Genomic DNA, 20,329 nt, shown 5'->3' on the forward strand with positions numbered 1-20,329 from the left:
CACGCAGATGCGTGTTCTTTTTATTTTATTCTGTTGGTATAGTCCGTACTCAACTTTTCGTCCTGCAAATCAATAGTTGTTTTATTTAATGCAGAGTTATGTGGATTAACACCTAAAATGTCCCTTCCCAAAAGAATGCTTGATATGGGGGTTTCAATATCGCTGCCACTATTCTTATTCTTGAAAAAGCTCACAGAAGATACCTCGTTTCATATTTTATGTCCTACTTTTAAATCAAACATTGATTAATTATCTTTAGTATGTGTATAATTTAATCTGGTGATACAGAAAATGACCATATTAGTTACAATATTTGGAGGATGTTTTGATTTTAAATTTAAAGGGAAGGCTCAAATTAATTGCTGATAAAGTTCCTAAATGTAATGTGTTGGCAGATATAGGAACTGACCACGCATATATTCCTATTTATCTGGTTCAGAATGGTGTTTGCCAAAAGGCAATTGCATCAGATGTTAAAATAGGACCTGTAAAGATGGCTAGTAACAATATTTCTTTATATAAATTATCTGAAAAGATAGAAACCAGACTTGGTAATGGCTTGGATACTATAGAAATTAATGAAGCGGACTCAATAATCATTGCCGGAATGGGTGGAACGCTTTTGACGGAGCTTTTAGAGGCCAATAAGCCAAAAACAGTTAATGCTGATACTCTGGTATTACAACCTATGAATGATCTTCATGTAGTGCGAAAATGGTTGTATGACAACGCTTTTGAAATATATGATGAAGAAATGGTTGCAGAAGGTCCTAAAATATACTTTGTGCTGTCTGCTAAGTTCAGTGGAAATGAGAAACAATACTCTGATTTTGAACTTTATGTTGGACAAAGACTTATAGAAAAAAAAGATCCATTACTTGGTGCTTATTGTAGAATGAAGGTACAGCAGATTGATAAAGTACTTGAACAGTTGGAAGAAATGAAAGAAAATGATGCGCTTAAAAGTCAATATTTAAGACAAAAAATAGATTATATAAATTTGATTGAAAAACTATAAATATATTATCTGTAAGGGTGAAAAAAATGAATGCAGGAGATGTACTTAATTATTTAAATGAAATTGCACCTTGGCGATATGCTGAGGAGTGGGATAGTGTAGGGCTAATGGTTGGCAGCAGGGACAGCAATATAACAAAAATACTACTTTGTATGGATGTAACAGCTAACGTGATATCTGAAGCTGAAAGTAATGGTGCTCAAATGATTATTTCTCATCATCCTTTTATCTTTTCAAAGATGAAAGCCATAGATATGGAAACTTTCAAAGGAGCTCAGATAGCAAAGCTGATAAAAAACAATATAACAGTTGTTAGTGCACATACAAATCTCGATACAGCCCCGGGGGGAGTTAATGATACTCTGGCAGAGAACTTACAACTTAGGAATTGTAAGAATTTGAAAACGTACATTCCAAAAGGATTAAATTTTGACTTAGGAATGGGAAAGATAGGGGAATTACCGGATTATACGAGTTTTGATGAATTTGTTAGAGATATTAAGAAAAACTTAGGAATAGAGAATCTCAGAATAATCGGTAATAAACCTGAAAAAGTAAAAAACATTGCAGTGTTTTGCGGCAGCTTTGATGACGATCTGGAGAACTTAAAAAGCCGCAAGGCTGATGTCTTGGTAACAGGTGATATAAAGTACCATACTGCGTTAGATGCCGCTCAAATGGGTCTGTGCATTGTTGATGCGGGGCATTTTGCAACAGAACGAATCATTTTGCCTAAATTAAGGGATACCCTAAGCAAAAGATTTAAGGAACTTGAAATAATTTGCAGTATAGTGGAAGCTGACCCATTTAATTTTGCTTGACTTATATTAATTCAACAACTATAATTAACAGTCTTGAGAGAACTTTAACGTTCTCAATTTATGAGTAAGCCAGATGATCGCAGATACTGCCTGAAAAGGCGTAGATGAGGAAAGTCCGGGCTCCATAGGGCAATGGTGCCGGGTAACTCCCGGTGAAGGTGACTTTAAGGAAAGTGCAACAGAGATATACCGCCATATTAGGCTTGCGCCTTATGGTAAGGGTGGAAAGGCGAGGTAAGAGCTCACCAGCGACTTGGCGACTTGTCGGCTATGTAAACCCCACCTGGAGCAACACCGTGGAGGGACGCAATGACTGCCCGTCAGTCCCGGGGAGGTGGCTTGAGCCATGCAGAAATGTACGGCCTAGATAGATGATCGTCGAATACAGAACCCGGCTTATAGACTTACTCATACCTTTTATCAGAGACACTCGCTTATATGGCGGGTGTTTTTGTGGTTATGGGCTGTAAGTCTATAAGCCGTCTCAATAAAATTTCTATTATGAAAAGGATTATCGCCTTTATTAATCTATTTAATAAAATCATACTCCTCAAATTTTCTTAAGTCAATCCAAGTAAAAAGTTTTTTCTTATAAAAGGGTAGTAGAATTTGATTACGAAAAATTAACCTGATAGTATATAACCATCAGATAAGAAATGCAGTTATGGAGCAGGCTGTATCTGCTATGAAGAGTCGACCTTCAAGGAAATATAGGCTACATACAGGGAAAAAGACTATGAGAATTATGAGGTGAATATACATGAACAAAAATGACTTCCAAATAGCAGTAAATGGATTTCTAAATGATTTGGATTGCAGCCATTGTTCGGAGAGTACAATAAAAGCATATCGTTCGGATCTGACACTTCTTAATGAATTCCTTGATTTAAGGTATAAAAGTCTATTGAATAATTTGTCAGCCATGAAGACAAGCCATGTGTTACAATACAGAGACTTTTTGTTCCATAAAAAAGGATTTAAACGGAAAACGGCTGACAGGAAATATTTCTGCTTTAGAAAATTCTGCGAATATCTTGAACTTGCTGGTTTTATCGAAAAGAACCCTGCTCTTGAAGTAAAGCATAAAAAGTATAAAGACACCAAAGCACCAAACTTTCTGGAGTGGGAAGAAATATACCAGATCATTGACGTGGTTGCCCTATTTGAGACGGAAAATACAGCAAGAGATGCTGCTATGCTTTCAGTTTTGGCTTATTTAGGCTGCAGGAGGTCTGAAGTAATAGATCTGGACTGGAAGGACATTGATTTTCAAAAAAATGAAATTGCAATATACAGGAGAAAGACAAAAACCTATGATTATCTTCCAATGCATCCTAACTTGGAAAATGCCATGAGAAGGTACTATGCTGAAAACCGATTCACTCCCAAAGGACCTCTGTTTTTATCAGAGCGTGGAAATAGGCTTTCTGTAACAGCTTTTAAGCAAATGTTCGACAAGGCAGTATTATATTCTGGCATTAAGAAGGAATTTGATATAACACCGCACACCTTCCGTCATTCTTTCATAAGCAATATGATAAGAGAAGGGGCAAGTATTGCTGAAATACAAGAATATACAGGGCATAGTGATCTCGGAAGCCTGCAAGTCTACTTTCATATGGGTACTCAACACAAAAGAAATATTTTATCCAAAATACCAGCATAGCATTGAAACACTTGAGCCAGCCTGTAATGTTGACGAATACCACCAGAAGAATCCCATTGGATCACGCTTTGATCTGATTCCTATTACCGTAAATACACCCAATGTAACTTATTGCCATGATGACCGCTGCGGAGTTGTCAATAAGCTGATTGAAAATGATGGTGTTAAAATCTTTACGCATACTCTGATACGGAAGAAGTGTTTTGGGGCGGGAAATCAGGATTAAGTAAAATCAGGGATTTGGAGCAAGGGGTAGGGAAGATGTTTGGAGGGTGGGAATATAGTTAGGGGTCAGAAAAAGAGGGTAAGGGTTAAGGGGGAGAAAAGAGAGGTAAAACGGTTCTTCCGTAAGGAAAATAAAGTTCTTCCATGAGTCGGAAGGCATAAAAAAACGCTTTATGACGGCCTGCGAAAATGGAAGCTACGGTGGCTGGGATTCGGACTCCGTCAGATTGAGATAACCGAAGAATATGCTTAAGCATATCTGAATCCATAAGCTAAAGGCTTACGGACGAAAAGATTAATGCAGACATGGTTAAGAGAATACTGAATTATGATAAAATATAATAAAAAGATGCCATAAGGGGTGTTCCAAATTATGAAATGGGATGAAGTTAGAAAGTTATATCCTGACCAGTGGGTAAAACTACAAATAACAAACTCTCATACAGATGATTTTTATTTGTATATTGATGAAATGAAAGTAATTAACCCCATTGAAAACGATAAAGCGGCAACTTTAGAACTAACGAAAAGTATAGGGAACAATTTGGTCTTCCATACAAGCCATGACATAATTAAAACCAACTTAATTAAAAGTATGGGGCTGTTCAGGTTGATTAATAAATCCGTTGATTTTGGAGATTAAGTCTTGGCATACCTAAAAGAAATCAGATTCAATTGGGATAAGGTGGAAAGTAGAAACAGATACCCGTTCGATATTCCTTCGCTGAAGAGAATTAAGTCCATATATTTTAAAAGTAATGTAACATTCTTTGTCGGGGAGAACGGGAGTGGCAAATCAACACTACTTGAAGCTATTGCTCAAAACTGTGGATTTTGTGTGAAAGGCGGCAGCCGTAATAGCTTACTGACTGATGATGTTGACGATTTGTCACTTTCGTCAATATTAACCCTGGCATGGCTTCCGAAGGTTTCAAACGGATTTTTATTGAGAGCCGAGACTTTTTATGATTATGCAAGTTACATAGACAGTTTGGGACCAGAAGCATATGCATCATACGGGGGTAAATCGCTTCATATGCAGTCCCATGGAGAATCTTTTCTTTCGCTTTTGCAGAACAGGTTTGGTGGCAAAGGGATATATCTTCTGGATGAACCTGAAGCAGCATTATCTCCACAAAGGCAGCTTGTACTTCTTCGGATAATACGGCAGTTGGAGAAAGACGGAAAAGCCCAGTTTATAATAGCAACTCATTCGCCGATTCTTATGGCTTACCCAGATGCCGACATCTATAGCTTCGACCATTCTCCCATTATAAAGGTGCAATATGAGGAGACCGAGCATTACCAGGTTACGAGAGGGTTTCTTAATAATCGGGATAAGGTGCTGGAAGAGCTGTTTTCAGACGATTAGGTCATTATGTACTTTATAAATCATTAAAATTTAATATGTTGTCCAAACCTATATGTGAATGATTTTGAGAGTAGATTTCATTTTTAAAGATTCCACTTTATAGTACTGAAATCATAAGTGTAGGGTCAAACCATGGAATGTAAAATTTGTGGGAACATATTCCATTTAGGGCAGGTTAAAAATATTAAACACTCGAAATTTAACTAATGATGTTATATATTTTCAGCATACTATTTCATAACCGACAATTTTTCAATAATTTCAATATAGTTATATTTGTTTTTATGAACACAGGTTTAAAGCAGCAGTTGCAAAGCTCTTCAATTCCGTAGCATTTATCTCCAAATTGTTCGCCAGGGGGTTTGTATCATGGTGATACTGTTTTGAGTAGTCATTAACAGCTTCTATTTCTGGTAGCTTGTCCTTTAACCCGAAGTAGGGATGTTCGCAGGTTGAAGTTCTCACCATATCGATGAAATTACCAAGCCATTTATCGCACTTGAAGTGCTTGGGGTAGTGCATCCTATAATGTGCTTCGAGCAGCGGCCTGATTGCCCGTACAACTGATATTTCACTTTCGTTGGATATTCCGAGAATGTAATCGTCAAGTATAAAGTAATTGATAAAATAATCGCTCAACTGCGACTTATCAATATCAAATTTACTGAATTTTTTGTTCTTTATTTCCAGCATAACAATATCATGTGTTTTATGGGTACGGTCAAAATATTTCTTTGTGAATTTAAGGTCATGCGTAAGGACAAACATTTGCTTTACTTTGCCCAGAAGTTCAGAGAGGATACTTGCGGTCATACTAACCCTATAAAAATCCAGGCTGGAAATAGGATCATCAATAACTACTATCTTTTTATCAATATCAGAGGATTTGTTCAGTTTTGCAACAAAGAAAGCAAAAGCAAGTGTACTTTTATCACCTTCAGAAAGAGTATTTTTGAATTGAGGAACCGTATCACGATTCTTCGTATCGCATAAGCAAAATGGTTGTCCATTTATTGAGAGCTTGAACTCAAATTTTGGCCCGCTCCTATAATCAGTGTCTATATCACAGATTATAAATCCAGCTCCAAACTTTTCAAGGATTGTATTAATTTCAACTGCAAATGTACTTCTAAACGCTTCAGTGTATTGATCCAGTTTTCCTTTTGCTATAACCTTTTGATCATCAAGCCCTTGCTTTGTCTGACTATTGGTAGTGTATTCCTGACACGCTGTATCGATTTCAGGTATATACCTCTTTTTGGTAAGGTATAGTTTATCCAAATTTTCTTGAAGCTCCCTTTTATTGGCACTGCTAATCCTTTGTTTAAACACCTTTACCTTTTGGTTATTTTCTTTTACATTTTGCTGACAGGCTGCTACTTGTGCAGTAACCTGATCGAGAATACTTGTAATCTCGTCTGGAAGGCTAATGGTGGATAATATATCACTTTTTTTTGCGATAAACAAAGATTTTAATATTTCTGCCAAGCTCTCAAGAACGGCGACAACCTCTTCGTTAAAAGATACAGGAACAGTATCACCAGTTTTTTCACTCCAATATTGGGCTTCCCTAATATTGTCTGTGATAGCCTTTCTTAACCTGAAAATATTTGCCTCGCTTAATTCCTGTCCAATTTTATCAATCTGTGAAGATAACCCTTTTTTATACTCTTCATATTTTTGACTAAAATACTGTTTGTAGGCTTGTATTATCTCGCTTTCCGAAACATCACAGCCGCAGAAGGGGCATTTATCTTTCTGAATTAGGGTCAGACCTTGATTAATCCAATTTCCAGCGGCCTTGCTGTTCAGATTTTTAATGTGTTCATTAACAAGCTGTTCTGCTTCTTTTGAAATCTCACTATAACCTTTAGTGAGCAGAATTTTTATTTCATTTATGTCGGGCAGCTTAATCTCAATACTTGTGAATTCACTATGTTTTATGATATCTTCACTTTGTTCCAGGTTTTTCAAAGTCGATTCAAGTTGACTAATTTGCTCGTCGATATTATCAAGGTTTGGTAACGCAATAAATGCTTCAGTAACTATTTTTTTTGCAGTATGTGATTGTATTACTTTTTCTGCTGCCTTTAATTCACCCTGAACCTGTTTTATTTGTTCGTCTAATCCGTTTATCTGGTTTATCAAATTTACACCATCTTCACCAAGTACGAATTGGTGAAGGTTCCGCTTATGCTCTGGATTAATGGTATCACCTATGTAGAGATTTTCTGTAATAAACCTTGCATTAAATATTTCCATGTCAGGTATAAGTTCAGTCCAAGCATCATTTTCAAACTTTATTTTCTTTGTCCCAGACAAAAACTCAATTTTTTGTGTTCCTACAGAGCCAAGTGTTTTTCTACCAATCAATAGCTCTCCATTCCCTTTTGCAAGAGATTCAAAAATTATTGATAAGGTAGTTTTACCCTGACCGTTTGCCGCAAATATAAGGTTATTTCTCTTAAAGCCCCTATCCCATGAACTTGAATCTACTTGTAGATCGTTAAAAATACCGATGTTTTTTAGGGTTAACAGCTTGTCTATCATTTGTGTACCTCCAGACCAATACTAATGTTTTCGGAATTATATTATAGTCGTTGTAAGAAAATCCCACTGGTAAATTTTATCACAAAATAGGAGATTTTTAAACGTTTTTCGTATAATTTACACCACAATAAAGTTAGAAGAGCCAATAATACAAAAAGTATATTTGTTACCAAGTTTCCATGTTGTAAAACAAGAAAAAAATCTAAACTTTTAAGTAAAGGAATAATAGAACGTAGTATAGAACAGGGCGAGGCTGTGTGGACGGAAAATCCTGCGATTCATATGGGTAAGACAGCGGACGGAACACAATAGTTCCTTGAAACGAACCTCTATGCTGCTGTCACTTCGGCTCGGCAAGTCAGAATCGAAGATGTCAGCCTGTTTATCTATTATTTTATACGGGACATTCCAAAATTAAAAAACCATTTGTAAGGGATAATTAATTGATATCCTTATACGGTGTACTTTTTTAGAAAGAAACAAGGGGACCAACAGCATTCATAAAGGTAACGGTGTTGATAAAAACAAAAAGGGAGTTTTATGTACTTTTATGTATATTTCTGGATAAGATATATGCTATAATTAATATTGTATGCAGTTCAACGAAAGACAAAGGCGGGATAATATGGCTTTTATCAACGAAGTTAAAAAGATGTCGAACTCTATGTTAGACAAATATTACAAGCTCATACTCCTGATAGGGAAGAATGGGTCTGGGAAAACCAGCCTTATAAATGAATTGTGTGCTGCCAATACTTATAGTTACATTAATCTGAATTTAGCATTATCCGAGAAATTAAAGGATGTACCTATAGGAGATAGATGCTATTGTGTTCAAGATTTTATTGATGAAATAATTAGGAACGCATCTGGAGATTTTATTGTGTTGGACAATATTGAACTAATCTTCTCCAAGCATCTTCAATTAGAACCATTAGGTGTCTTGAAAAATATAGCAAAATACAGGAAAACAATTGTTGCTTGGCAAGGTAGCATAACGAATGGATATTTGACCTATGCCGAGCCTACACATGAGGATTATGTAAAATATAAAATGGATGAATTGGAATGTTTATATATAAATTTGGAGAGGGGTTTGTAAGATGAAATATAGTCAATTAGTACAATTTGATCCTATTGAAACTGTCGTTAAACTAAAAGATGCTGATTCAAAGGGAGAAGCCGAAAGACTTGTAAAGACCTATGTCATGTCCGACAGTATGGCCGATAGCCTTATAGGAGTTGTAATTCCACAGTTACAGTTTGAACAAACCGTTGATAATAAAGGAGTTTTTATTGTTGGTAATTACGGCACAGGTAAATCACACTTAATGTCTATTGTATCGACTATTGCAGAAGACGCAAGCCTTTTGGATTATATAAAACATGATAAATTTAGGGAACATGCTAAATCCATTGCAGGAAAGTTTGAAGTATTGAGGTTCGAGATTGGTGCTTCAAAGATGAATTTAAGGGACATAATCGTCAGAAAGCTGGAAAGCGACCTTAAACAAAGAGGGATTGATTATAAATTCCCACCACTTGAAGAAGTTACTGATAATAAGCAGTATCTTGTTGAAATGATGGGACTATTTGAAGAAAAGTATCCAGATAAAGGGTACCTCATTGTTGTTGATGAGCTTCTGGACTATCTTGGCAGCAGAAAAGAATTGGAGATTAAGCTCGACCTGGGCTTTTTAAGGGAGATTGGAGAAGTTAGCAAGAATACTCGCATAAGGTTCATGGCAGGCGTTCAGGAAACTCTGTTTGATAACCCTGGCTTTTCTTTTGTAGCAAAAACTATACTTAAGGTTAAAGATAGATTTGAACAGATCATTATAAGAAGAGAGGATATATCGTTTGTAGTCTCTCAAAGATTGCTGCAGAAAAATAATGAGCAGAAAGCCTGGATAAGAGAACACTTGCAGAAGGTTAGCTCAATGTATAAGAACATGGCTGATAGGATTGAGGAGTACGTTAATTTGTATCCAATACACCCAGCTTTTCTTGAGACTTTTGAAAAGGTATATATAGCAGAAAAGAGAGAGGTTTTAAAAACCATAACCTTAACCATAAAGGAAATGCTCGACAGCGAAGTACCCAATGAGGAGCCTGGGCTTGTTTCCTATGATGCATATTGGTCCTACATAAAAAACAGTCCATCAAAGAGAACAGAAACAGAAGTAAAGGATGTTATTGATAAAAGCGGCATATTGGAAGGTATTATTCAGCATTCCTTTACAAAGCCCCAATATAAGCCTATTGCTTTGAGGATTATTTACGCATTAAGTGTTCACAGGTTGACCACGGGTAATATTAATGCTCCTCTGGGTATTACAGTGCAAAATATGAAGGATGATTTGTGCATATACGATCCTCTGCTTCCAGAGAAGGAAGAAGATTTTCTTATCACAACCATTGAGACTATTATGAGAGAAATCTCTAACACTGTCAGCGGGCAATTTATTGAATATAACCAGGAAAACGAGCAGTATTACCTTGATCTTAAAAAAGATATTGATTACGGTGCAAAAATTCAGCAAAAAGCTGATCTACTTGATGAAGATAGTTTGAACGAATTCTATTATAAATTAATAAATATATCAATGGAATGGAATGCACAGGAATATATAACGGGTTTTGAAATATATGAATATGATTTAATATGGGAGGATAAAAATGTAGAGCGGGAAGGATACCGTTTTATGGGGACTCCCAATGGGCGGTCAACTGCTCAACCACCGAGGGATTTTTATATTTATTTCTTGCCACCATATGGAACTGATAATTCCGCATATATAAAGAACGAGGACGAAGTGTATTTTGAGTTCATGTGTGATGCTGGGTTTACCAATTTACTGAAGATGTATTCCGCTGCACACAAAATGGCAAGTATTTCATCAGGTGATAGTAAAAACTCTTATCTAAAGAAAGCAGAAGACTACCAAAAAGATGCTATAAAATGGATAAGACAGAATATAAATCAATGCTTTATTGTCAGTTATAGAGGTGAAAGCAAAACAATATTATCTTGGTTAAAAGGTAAAAGAATAGGAGATAAGTCGCTCAAAGAACAAGTAGACATGGCTGCGGCATCTTGTTTAGATGTATGGTTTAATGAACAATATCCTGATTATCCAAAGTTTTATATTACAGTTACTCACAATAATTATAATCAGCTGTTTAAGGCTGCTATGGACTATATCGCAGGTAAAAAAACAGATACAGGCTCAAAGATACTTGACTCCTTACAACTTTTAGATGTAGAAAATATTTCTCCCAAAAACTCTGTATATGCAAAGTATTTTATTGACCTAATCAATCATTTGCCTCAAGGAAAGGTATTAAATAGGTCAGAAATCATAGAGCGTATTAACGAAGAAGTTGAATATGATAAGAGATTTAAGTTGGAACCAATCTGGATTGCTTTGATAATGTCATCTTTAGTATACAACGGAGACATTACACTTGCTGCTGGTGGTAAGAACTTTGATGCTACGATGTTAAAGGAATTAGCAGCAGAGAATACCATGAACCTTATAGAGTTTAAGCATTGTGACAGGCCAAAGGATGTGCCTGTAGCTGTGCTGAAGAAACTATTTGAAATTCTTGGGCTGCCCCCTGGACAAATCGTTAATGCAAATACAAGGGATGTTGCTGTTGCCAGTATGCTGGTTAAGATTGATGAATATATTGATAAGGCTTTGAAGGCTACCCTTTTCTTGAATGGTGATATATCCGTTTGGGGGAAGCCCTCAATGGAATCTTATAAGGTGGATAACTATAAGGAAAGTATAAAAGAATTTAAGAATTTCCTGGATGGTTTGAAGATTTTTAATACCCAGGCAAAGCTGAAAAATTTCAGACACACCGAGGAAGAGATTGATAAGCAAGGAGCAGCATTAAGGCTGCTTGTGGACATTGATAAGATTAAGGATTTGAAATCAAAGATAGAAGCCAATACAGCTTATCTGTCTGGGGCAGAAATTGTATTGAAGGACCAGTCGTGGATTGACAAGGTAAATGCTTTGAAGCTGAAGCTGGAAACAGTTCTTAAGAACCTTGATAATATTGATGAAGATTTTATAAGAGTATTTAATAGCGAATTATCAGGTTTGAAGGATGAGTATAGAAATGTCTATATGGAACTTCATAAAAAAAATAGGCTTGATTTGAATGGCGATAATGCAAAGAAAAAAATTATGCAGAGCAAAGAGCTTAATAATCTTAAGAAATTGACGGCTATAGAAGACATACTTCCTGTAGTTAAGCTAAATGGAATCACAGAAAAAATTTCAAGGCTTCGTACTTGCTATAACCTTACCCAGCAGGATATGGAAGGTAAATTTATGTGTCCGCACTGCCAATTTAACCCTTCCGAGAATAATCAACCTGTTCATGGGGTAATTGACAGTGTAGAAGATGATATTGAGAAGATTTATAAGGAGTGGACCGAAATTATTGTTTCCAGCGTTGAGGATCCAATGGTTAAAGAGAATATTGGCTTCCTTAAAGCAGAGCAACAGAATGTGATTAGTAAACTGCTTGAAACAAGAAAACTTCCAGACGTTATAGATGGCAACTTTGTATCTGGCGTAAACACTCTGATGAAAGGGCTGGAAAAAGTCGAAGTGCTTGTAGAGGATATGAAAAAAGCAATTTCAGGTGATGGTCCTGTTACTGTTGAGGATATTAGAGCAAGATTTGAAAAGTATGTCCGTGACTTGACGAAGGGCAAGGATGAAAGCAAAGTAAGAATCATATTGAAATAACGGAGGATAGGTCATGGAGTTAAATAAAGAGACCTTGGATAAGGTAAGAAATATTGAGGGATTTCCTATTGGCAAGGATGAAGATATTATTAAGCTATCGGATCCACCGTATTATACGGCGTGTCCGAATCCATTTATAAATGAGTTTATTGAAAAGAGCGGAACACAATATGACGAAGAAAATGATAATTATAATGTAGAGCCTTATACGGCTGATGTTTCCGAAGGTAAGAATGATCCAATTTATAACGCTCATTCCTATCATACAAAAGTTCCTCATAAAGCTATTATGAGGTATATTTTGCATTATACAAAGCCTGGTGATATTGTTTTTGATGGGTTTTGTGGAACGGGAATGACTGGTGTTGCCTCACAGATGTGCGGAAATCCTGATAGCCTGTTTAAATTAAGCATAGAACAAGATATGAAAAATATTAGATGGGGAGCAAGAAGAGCAATCCTAAATGATTTATCAGTAGCTGCAACATTTATTGCATACAACTATAATAAACCACAGACTGCTGCTAAATTTAGTGCTGATTGTAGTGATTTAATTAGTGAAATTGAGAAAGAATGTCATTGGATGTACAAAACTAATCATATTATTGATGGTAGGCCGCAAATAGGAATCGATGGTCAAGTAATTAAAGGAAATATTAACTATACTGTATGGTCAGATGTTTACTTATGCCCTAATTGTAACACGGAATTAGTATTTTGGAATGTTGCAGTAGATAAAGAAAATGGAGTTGTTAAAGAACATTTTAATTGTTGCCATTGCAATAAAGATTTAACAAAAAAAGATCTTGAAAAGCTATGGATTACAAAATATGACAAAGCTATTAATGGGAAAGTTGTCCAGGCTAAACAAGCTCCAGTGCAAATTAATTATACTGTTGGCAAAAAGAGATATGATAAAGAACCTGATGAATATGATATACAATTGTTAAATAAGATAGACGAGATAGAAATTCCATATTGGTATCCTAATAATGTTCTTCCAGAGGGTTATAACACGGAGCAACCTAAAAAATCGCACGGTATTACTAATGTACATCATTTTTTTGTAAAACATAATTTGTATGTTTTGGCGAAAATATACAATGCATCAAAGAATAACCCACACATACTCTGTTTAATAGGTGATATGTTGCCAAGAGCAAGTAAAATGCACAAGATTGCTGTTAGTAGGCTTAACAGTAATCTATCTAAAACTGCTGGTATATTAACTGGAACATACTATATTCCATCGAATTCGATTGCGTATTCGCTTATTGAAATGTTAAAGTCAAGAGTTGCTGATGTAGAGAACTATATTAATAAAACAAACTATAATGATGATTGTATTATTAGTTGTCAATCAACAACATCTATGAGTAACATTAATGACAACAGTATTGATTATATTTTTACTGACCCGCCATTTGGAGAAAACTTGATGTATTCAGAGCTTAACTTTTTATGGGAAGCGTGGCTTAAAGTTTTCACAAATAATAGACACGAAGCAATAATGAACAAAGTACAAAATAAAACACTCAATGAATACCAAGACCTTATGGAGAAGTGTTTTATGGAGAATTACAGAATACTCAAACCAGGTAGATGGATGACTGTTGAATTTCATAACTCTCAAAACAGTGTTTGGAATGCTATACAGGAAGCAATTTTAAAGTCTGGTTTTGTTATCGCTAATGTTAAAACTTTAGACAAGAAACAAGGGAGTTTCAAGCAAGTCACAACTACTTCTGCTGTAAAACAGGACTTGATAATTTCGGCATATAAACCCAAGTCTTCTTTTGTTCATCGTTTTTTAATAGAAGCAGGTACAGAGGAAGGTGTGTGGGATTTTATTCGGGAGCATCTTTCTAAACTTCCAGTGGTAGTTGAATGTAGCGGAATGTTAGATACTATTCCAGAAAGACAAAATTATCTGCTTTACGATAGCATGGTTGCTTTCCATATCCAAAAAGGTGCAACAGTACCGTTAGGAGCCGCTGACTTTTACTTGGGATTAATACAAAGATTCCCAGAGAGGGATGGTATGTACTTCTTGCCTGGACAGGTAAGCATTTACGATGCCAAAAGAATTACTCAAGAGCTTAATGAGCAGATGTCATTGTTTGTTCTGGATGAAAAGACAGCGATACAGTGGCTTCATATAGAGCTTGCAACACCGCAAACATACCAGGACGTACAACCTAAATTCCTGCAGGAATTGAAGCAGCTAAAATATGAAAAAATGCCAGAACTACGGGATCTGCTTGATGAGAATTTCCTGCAGGATGAACAAGGAAAATGGTATGTACCTGACGTAAATAAACAGTCCGATCTTGAAAAATTAAGAGATAAAAAGCTCTTGAAAGAGTTCGACGAATACAGAAACAGCAAAGGAAAGCTCAAGTTATTCAGGATGGAAGCAATTAGAGCGGGTTTTAAACACTGCTGGAAGGAAAAGGACTATAAAACTATTGTTAATATTGGTGAAAGAATGCCAGAAGCCGTGGTACAAGAGGACCCGAGCATACTTATGTACTACGATAATGCTCGAACAAGAATAGGGGATTAAAATGTTCAGTATTGGGGATTGGGTTTTAGATAAAGAAAATAAGAAAACTGTTAAGGTTATTGAAAGCAATGACCTGTGGGGTTATAAGTCATACGCAGTGTTCGATCCTGGTGAGCAGAAGTCATATTTTTTATCGGAGGATAAGATTTGCAATGTGGATGCTGGAGAGGATTTCAGCATCCATTCTTTCAAATACCTTGTAACTTCGGCACGAATAAAAAATGAGCTTGCAAACGGTATACTGTCTTCTATTGGTGACAGCATAATACCATTGCCGCACCAGATTTATGCACTTAACAGAGCTTTATCGAGTAATAAAGTTCGATACATTATTGCTGACGAGGTTGGTCTTGGGAAGACTATAGAAGCAGGCTTAATCATAAAAGAGCTTAAGACAAGAGGTCTAATAAACAGAGTTCTTATTGTCTGCCCCAAAGGTCTTATGACCCAATGGCATAATGAAATGAAGATGAAGTTTAATGAAAACTTCAATATTGTACTACCCGAAGACTTTGACTCCATTAAGAGGATATATGGAGAAGGAAACATATGGGCAAATTTTTCGCAGGTCATATGTTCTCTTGACTCGATAAAACCTTTGGAACGCCGTAATGGCTGGAGCAAGGAGAAAATTGACGAGTACAATAAGGAAAGGCTCGGAAGCCTTATCTTTGCAGGTTGGGATATTATTATAATCGATGAAGCTCACAGAATTGGAGGCTCTACTTCTGATGTAGCAAGATATAAGCTGGGTAGTGCTTTAGCAGATGTAAGCCCATATCTACTTCTACTTACAGCCACACCGCATCAGGGAAAAACAGAACCTTTCTTAAGGTTGATCCGTCTTTTAGATCAAGATGCTTTCCCAGACAGCAATGCTATTGTCAAAGAGCAGGTAAGCCCCTATGTTATTAGGACAGAGAAAAGAGAAGCTGTGGACAGCGAGGGGAATCGGCTGTTTAAGAATAGGGTTACTAAAGCTGTAAATATTGAATGGGAACAGAGACATAGCCTTCAAAAGCAGCTCTACGAGATGGTTACAAAATATGTGACAGAAGGCTATAACAAGGCAAGAAAGGAGAAAAAGAATTATATTGGCTTCCTTATGGTGCTGATGCAAAGGCTTGTTACAAGCAGTACCAGAGCCATAAGAGAGAACTTGGAGAGAAGGCTTGAAATACTTCAAAACAGTTCAACCAGACTTGTAAACTTGAGCGAAGCCGATTTAATGGAAGCAGATGCAGAAGAGACTGTTGAGGAACTGATCGCAGTCCAGTCCATTAATATGAAGAAAGAGATTGAAGAAATAAAAGATATGCTGGTGGTTGCCAATCAGGCAGAGTATCAGTATGTCGATACCAAAGCTGAAAAACTGCTGGAATTCATTTATAAGATACAGATGGAGTATGAAGATTTTAAAGTAATCATTTTTACTGAATTTGTAGCCACACAGCAGTTTTTAAAGGAGTATCTTGAAAGCAAAGGTTTTAAGATAGCGACTTTAAATGGTTCTATGGATATTGAAGAAAGAAATACAACCTTGAAAGAGTTCAAGGAAAGAGCAGACATACTTATTTCTACCGATGCTGGCGGAGAAGGTTTAAATTTGCAGTTTTCAAACATAGTAATTAATTATGACCTGCCCTGGAATCCAATGAAAATAGAGCAGCGTATCGGTAGGGTGGACAGAATTGGGCAGCAGAGAGATGTATATGTATTTAACTTCATGCTTTCAGAAACGGTAGAATTCAGAATCAGAGAGGTTCTGGAAGAAAAGCTGGCCACTATTTTTGAGCAGTTCGGTGTGGATAAGATGGAAGATGTTCTTGACTGTACCGACGCAGAGTTTGACTTTACAGACATCTTTGTAAGAGGCATTACCGATCCTAAAAATGCAGATTATTATATTGAAAAGTTAGAGAAGGAAGTAAGAGATAAAACAGAAAGAATTAATGAAATCAAAGGCTTGTTGCGGGACGAAAAAGTAATAGATAAGAGCTTGGTTGCAGGAATTAGTAACCTTCCCATAAAGAGCTGGCTGAAACAAATGTATAGTAATTTCCAATTGTCCCAGGGAAAAGAGGTAAATCTGATTGAGCTTGCCATGATAGATTTGAATAACCAGCAAGTAAAAAAGATGCTGAAAAATATGCCCGTATGGGCAAGAGGTCATAAAGTACCAGCCCTTGAGCTTGCAGGGGTATCTAACGAAAAAGGCTATTGGTCTTTATGGGATGTAAGCATCAATGATAGTGACGTAAATAAACAGATATTCCCTTTGTTTGTCAATGAAAGCGGAGTTATGCGGGCAGCTTCTTCAAAAATATTGTGGGAAGCCTTTTTGAAGGAGAATGCAAATCCAGCGTTAAAGGGGTATAGGGAGTTTGAAGACACCACCTATACTATGCTTTGTGAAAAAGCCAAAGACTATGCTTACAATCTGTTTGAGAATATGAGAGAAGGTTATTTAAACAAGCTGTCCAAAGAACAGGCAAAATATGAGTATGCTTTCAAACTGCGAAGAGAAGCGGCCCAGAGGATAGGACTTGAAAGCGTAAGAAGCTACAGAGCAAAGTCCATAGGCAAGGAAGAAGAAGCATGGCGATTTAAGATCGAAAAAGAAAAAGCGATAATTCCAATTCTTAAACCTCTATGTATTGTATACCTGGAGTGATTGCATGATTAATGAAATTATTTTAGAAAAGCTATATCTAAAAGAAAATGAATTTATTCTGGTCTTTGATCCTGATAACCTACTTGGTGCGGAGGCTATTGTAGAGCATGTAAACCAGGCTGGGTTTTCTATTGTCAATTATGAGGACCCAGAGGTCTTTCGGTATTATTATGAGGAGAATATCCGCAGTTTTCTGGATCGGGGAAAACCTCTTGATAATAAGGTTCTGATAAGGTATACAGTGGAACAGTCTATCCCTTATGATATAAGGGCTAAATGCTTCTTTGTTGAAGTAACCTTGCGGGAGCTGTTCCCTAAATTGAGCTATACCGTAATAAAAGAGCTTTACAGTGAGGTGTTTGACAAACTGTATAAGGTATACTCACGATATAGCGGACCGATTTTGGGAGACAAAGGAACAAAAGATTTTATATTGAAAAATGCGTATGGTGTAATACCAGAGGTTATTGCCGATTTTCAAGAGTTGGTTAAGACCTTTATTCCGCTATATTATAGAGGGGAAGAGCTGCCTCGACTAATTGCAGATTATGCAGCAGAAGCTATAAGTAGTAATGGTCAGCTTAAACAATATCCAGTTAAGACTATAGTGAGTGGTAAGGTGTCCTGTTTCCACTTTATTCAGGAACAGTGGGAACTGTATATCAGGAAAACAAATGGAGAAGCTGTTGAAACAGTTATTGATTTCGGAAATTACGAGATTAGAGCGTATATAGATAATCTTTTCCAGGAAAACTATTTGACTCCAGTAAAACAGCTTAAGCTACGGGAATACCCTACCTGGATGCAATCAGGTGTTGTATATGATATAGCAGGAAATATAGAACGCAAGTTTGATAACTATATTGATAAAATTATAAATAATGTCCAGAGTGTAAAATCGTATAAAGACTGGTTCGGTATTGCGGCCTTGTGGGCGGAAGTTCTTACGCTTAAATACGATCAGAGCAAAAGTTACTCACTTGATAACAAAAAATTCAAAGACACTGGCAGTTTACTAAAAGAATGCTTTAAGGATTGGCTGCTTGCAAACTACAATATGCTGGCATCGTTGTCATATGCTAAAGCTCCAGTAATGGTTCATAAAATACCCTGGCACATAAATCACCGTTTTCCCAAACAGGAAAATAAAAAGGTTGCTCTGCTTGTTATCGATGGAATGTCGCTGGACGATTGGTTTGTTATTAAAGAAGCTATAAATGAAAACAATAAATACATATTTGAAGAGACCCTATGTTTTGCATGGATTCCCACTATGACATCAGTATCCAGGCAAGCAATATTTTCAGGAGAGATACCTACAAATTATGCAGATACTCTTTTGTCTACCAACCACGACGATAAACAGTGGAAGAAATTCTGGCGTAATATCGGCTATAATAATAACAGTGTTGCATTTAAGCGTAATATAAAAGAGTTCAGGGAAGACGGACTTGACGATATTTTGAATGATAACGGGCTACGGGTATTGGGATTGGTAGTAAATATGGTAGATGATATTATGCATGGCCAGCAGCTTTCAATTGAAGGTATGCACCAGGATATAAGATTATGGGCAAATAAAGGTAGCCTTGTAAGGTTTATTGATAGGCTGTATTCAAAAGACTTTGAAGTTTTTATAACTTCTGATCATGGTAATATCGGTGCTGTTGGACAAGGAACCCTCCAAGAAGGGTTAGCTGTCGAAAGCCCAGGGGAAAGAGTACGCTTCTATAATAGTGATATAAATTGTGATACAATTATGTCGAAATATAAGGCACTAAAGTGGGAAGCATCAGGGTTGCCTAAAAAATATAATTATGTTGTGTCGGAAGAAAATCTGGCGTTTGTAAAAGAAGGAAAGAAGATTGTTGCTCATGGAGGCTTGGCTATAGAAGAAGTAATTGTACCATTTATACATATGAGAAAGGAAAATCAGAATGCTTGATAGGATTGGTTTTGATAGAGTTGTAAAGTTGAATTGGCTTAATAAAACAGTGGAAATTTATAATCAGGAAAAAGATTTTAAAAAGGTAAAGTTAGATCTTGACTATTACTTAAGGGACGATGTTGGCGGCGATAATAGAAGAAAGACAATAAACATACTTATAAGGACATGGGTAAACGTTGATCCAGTACATGTGGCAATTAGAGACAAAGCTCTCGACCTCTTTAAAATGGCTGATGCAAATGAGAGAATTGCTATTCAGTGGTCTATGCTGCTATTGGCATATCCTATTTTTGATAACTTAACTGCTGTTGCGGGTAAGCTGCTTAATTTACAGGACGAATTTTTATTAAGCATGGTAAGAAGAAGAATCTATGAGCTGTGGGGCGAGCGTTCCACGCTTCAATATGCCATAGATAAGATGATACGCTCACAAATTGACTGGGGAGTTCTTTCAGATGGAGAAAAGCCAGGAGAATATAAGCGGATACAACCATTGGAGATCAAAAATAAGGAAGTGAAATTACTTTTGATTGAAGCATACCTTCTTGCTTCAGGGAAGCCTCATCTCCAATTTGTTGAGGTTAATAAGCTGGATGAATTGTTTCCTTTTAAGTTGGATATAGGGTTAGACGATTTTCATACAGTTGACAAGTTTAAACTTAACAAAATGGGTGGGGAAGTTGTTATTGGGCTATAATAGGAGTTGCATCTAATATA

13 protein-coding genes and 1 other RNA gene are annotated in these 20,329 nt (G+C 36.4%); 12 read left to right on the top strand and 2 right to left on the bottom strand.

All coding sequences use genetic code 11. The annotated features are described in order from the left end of the window. Nucleotides 1–20: 20 nt before the first annotated feature. Nucleotides 21–194 carry a hypothetical protein gene (locus P0092_RS08075; protein ID WP_004621774.1) on the bottom strand — a complete coding sequence of 58 codons (174 nt, stop codon included), beginning with the start codon at nucleotides 192–194 and terminating at the stop codon, nucleotides 21–23. A gap of 131 nt (nucleotides 195–325) precedes the next feature. On the opposite strand from P0092_RS08075, the gene P0092_RS08080 reads away from it, so the two are divergent. From P0092_RS08080 to P0092_RS08105, 6 genes are all read left to right on the top strand, one after another. Next, nucleotides 326–1,018 carry a tRNA (adenine(22)-N(1))-methyltransferase gene (locus P0092_RS08080; RefSeq protein ID WP_004621777.1) on the top strand — a complete coding sequence of 231 codons (693 nt, stop codon included), beginning with the start codon at nucleotides 326–328 and terminating at the stop codon, nucleotides 1,016–1,018. Between the two features lie 26 nt (nucleotides 1,019–1,044). Continuing rightward, on the top strand, nucleotides 1,045–1,839 hold the full coding sequence (locus P0092_RS08085) for a Nif3-like dinuclear metal center hexameric protein (protein WP_004621778.1): 795 nt from the start codon (nucleotides 1,045–1,047) through the stop codon (nucleotides 1,837–1,839). A 61-nt stretch (nucleotides 1,840–1,900) separates the two neighbouring features. Next, nucleotides 1,901–2,254, top strand: an RNA gene (rnpB, locus tag P0092_RS08090) — RNase P RNA component class A. Nucleotides 2,255–2,599: 345 nt separating this feature from the next. Further along, nucleotides 2,600–3,505, top strand: coding sequence for a tyrosine-type recombinase/integrase (locus P0092_RS08095; RefSeq protein WP_004621780.1), 906 nt, complete (start codon nucleotides 2,600–2,602; stop codon nucleotides 3,503–3,505). A gap of 598 nt (nucleotides 3,506–4,103) precedes the next feature. Beyond that, complete coding sequence (locus tag P0092_RS08100; RefSeq protein ID WP_004621782.1) at nucleotides 4,104–4,373, top strand: hypothetical protein; 270 nt, start codon at nucleotides 4,104–4,106, stop codon at nucleotides 4,371–4,373. A 3-nt stretch (nucleotides 4,374–4,376) separates the two neighbouring features. After that, entirely contained in the window at nucleotides 4,377–5,102 is a 726-nt protein-coding gene (locus tag P0092_RS08105) for an AAA family ATPase (protein WP_004621783.1), read from the top strand. 282 nt (nucleotides 5,103–5,384) lie between these two features. Here the strand turns inward: P0092_RS08105 and P0092_RS08110 are convergent, their stop codons facing one another. Continuing rightward, nucleotides 5,385–7,652 (bottom strand): AAA family ATPase, encoded by a 2,268-nt coding sequence (locus P0092_RS08110; RefSeq protein WP_004621785.1) that lies wholly within the window; start codon nucleotides 7,650–7,652, stop codon nucleotides 5,385–5,387. A gap of 625 nt (nucleotides 7,653–8,277) precedes the next feature. Between P0092_RS08110 and brxF the strand changes: the two genes are divergently transcribed. The 6 genes from brxF to P0092_RS08140 are packed head-to-tail and all read left to right on the top strand — an operon-like array spanning nucleotide 8,278 to nucleotide 20,309. After that, nucleotides 8,278–8,754, top strand: a complete 477-nt coding sequence (gene brxF, locus P0092_RS08115) for a BREX-3 system P-loop-containing protein BrxF (RefSeq protein WP_004621787.1) — start codon at nucleotides 8,278–8,280, stop codon at nucleotides 8,752–8,754. Nucleotide 8,755: 1 nt separating this feature from the next. Then, the gene (locus P0092_RS08120) at nucleotides 8,756–12,424 is read left to right on the top strand and encodes a DUF6079 family protein (RefSeq protein ID WP_004621790.1); all 3,669 of its coding nucleotides are present in this window, start codon (nucleotides 8,756–8,758) and stop codon (nucleotides 12,422–12,424) included. Nucleotides 12,425–12,437: 13 nt separating this feature from the next. Further along, nucleotides 12,438–14,990: a DNA methyltransferase gene (locus tag P0092_RS08125; RefSeq protein WP_004621791.1), complete on the top strand. Its 2,553-nt coding sequence runs from the start codon at nucleotides 12,438–12,440 to the stop codon at nucleotides 14,988–14,990. A gap of 1 nt (nucleotide 14,991) precedes the next feature. After that, nucleotides 14,992–17,664: a DEAD/DEAH box helicase gene (locus P0092_RS08130; RefSeq protein ID WP_004621794.1), complete on the top strand. Its 2,673-nt coding sequence runs from the start codon at nucleotides 14,992–14,994 to the stop codon at nucleotides 17,662–17,664. 4 nt (nucleotides 17,665–17,668) lie between these two features. Next, nucleotides 17,669–19,609 (top strand): BREX-3 system phosphatase PglZ, encoded by a 1,941-nt coding sequence (gene pglZ, locus P0092_RS08135; RefSeq protein WP_004621795.1) that lies wholly within the window; start codon nucleotides 17,669–17,671, stop codon nucleotides 19,607–19,609. Beyond that, nucleotides 19,602–20,309: a hypothetical protein gene (locus P0092_RS08140; protein ID WP_004621798.1), complete on the top strand. Its 708-nt coding sequence runs from the start codon at nucleotides 19,602–19,604 to the stop codon at nucleotides 20,307–20,309. The genes pglZ and P0092_RS08140 overlap by 8 nt, the downstream gene beginning before the upstream one ends. Nucleotides 20,310–20,329: the final 20 nt, after the last annotated feature.

It is taken from the genome of Ruminiclostridium papyrosolvens DSM 2782, from assembly GCF_029318685.1.
Classification (GTDB): domain Bacteria; phylum Bacillota; class Clostridia; order Acetivibrionales; family DSM-1351; genus Ruminiclostridium; species Ruminiclostridium papyrosolvens.

What these genes read in the sequence shown, in the direction of transcription:
- P0092_RS08085 (WP_004621778.1), top strand. Translation starts at nt 1,045, where the DNA reads ATGAATGCAGGAGATGTACTTAATTATTTAAATGAAATTGCACCTTGG.
- P0092_RS08095 (WP_004621780.1), top strand. Translation starts at nt 2,600, where the DNA reads ATGAACAAAAATGACTTCCAAATAGCAGTAAATGGATTTCTAAATGAT.
- P0092_RS08100 (WP_004621782.1), top strand. Translation starts at nt 4,104, where the DNA reads ATGAAATGGGATGAAGTTAGAAAGTTATATCCTGACCAGTGGGTAAAA.
- P0092_RS08110 (WP_004621785.1), bottom strand. Translation starts at nt 7,652, where the DNA reads ATGATAGACAAGCTGTTAACCCTAAAAAACATCGGTATTTTTAACGAT.
- brxF (WP_004621787.1), top strand. Translation starts at nt 8,278, where the DNA reads ATGGCTTTTATCAACGAAGTTAAAAAGATGTCGAACTCTATGTTAGAC.
- P0092_RS08120 (WP_004621790.1), top strand. Translation starts at nt 8,756, where the DNA reads ATGAAATATAGTCAATTAGTACAATTTGATCCTATTGAAACTGTCGTT.
- P0092_RS08125 (WP_004621791.1), top strand. Translation starts at nt 12,438, where the DNA reads ATGGAGTTAAATAAAGAGACCTTGGATAAGGTAAGAAATATTGAGGGA.
- P0092_RS08130 (WP_004621794.1), top strand. Translation starts at nt 14,992, where the DNA reads ATGTTCAGTATTGGGGATTGGGTTTTAGATAAAGAAAATAAGAAAACT.
- pglZ (WP_004621795.1), top strand. Translation starts at nt 17,669, where the DNA reads ATGATTAATGAAATTATTTTAGAAAAGCTATATCTAAAAGAAAATGAA.
- P0092_RS08140 (WP_004621798.1), top strand. Translation starts at nt 19,602, where the DNA reads ATGCTTGATAGGATTGGTTTTGATAGAGTTGTAAAGTTGAATTGGCTT.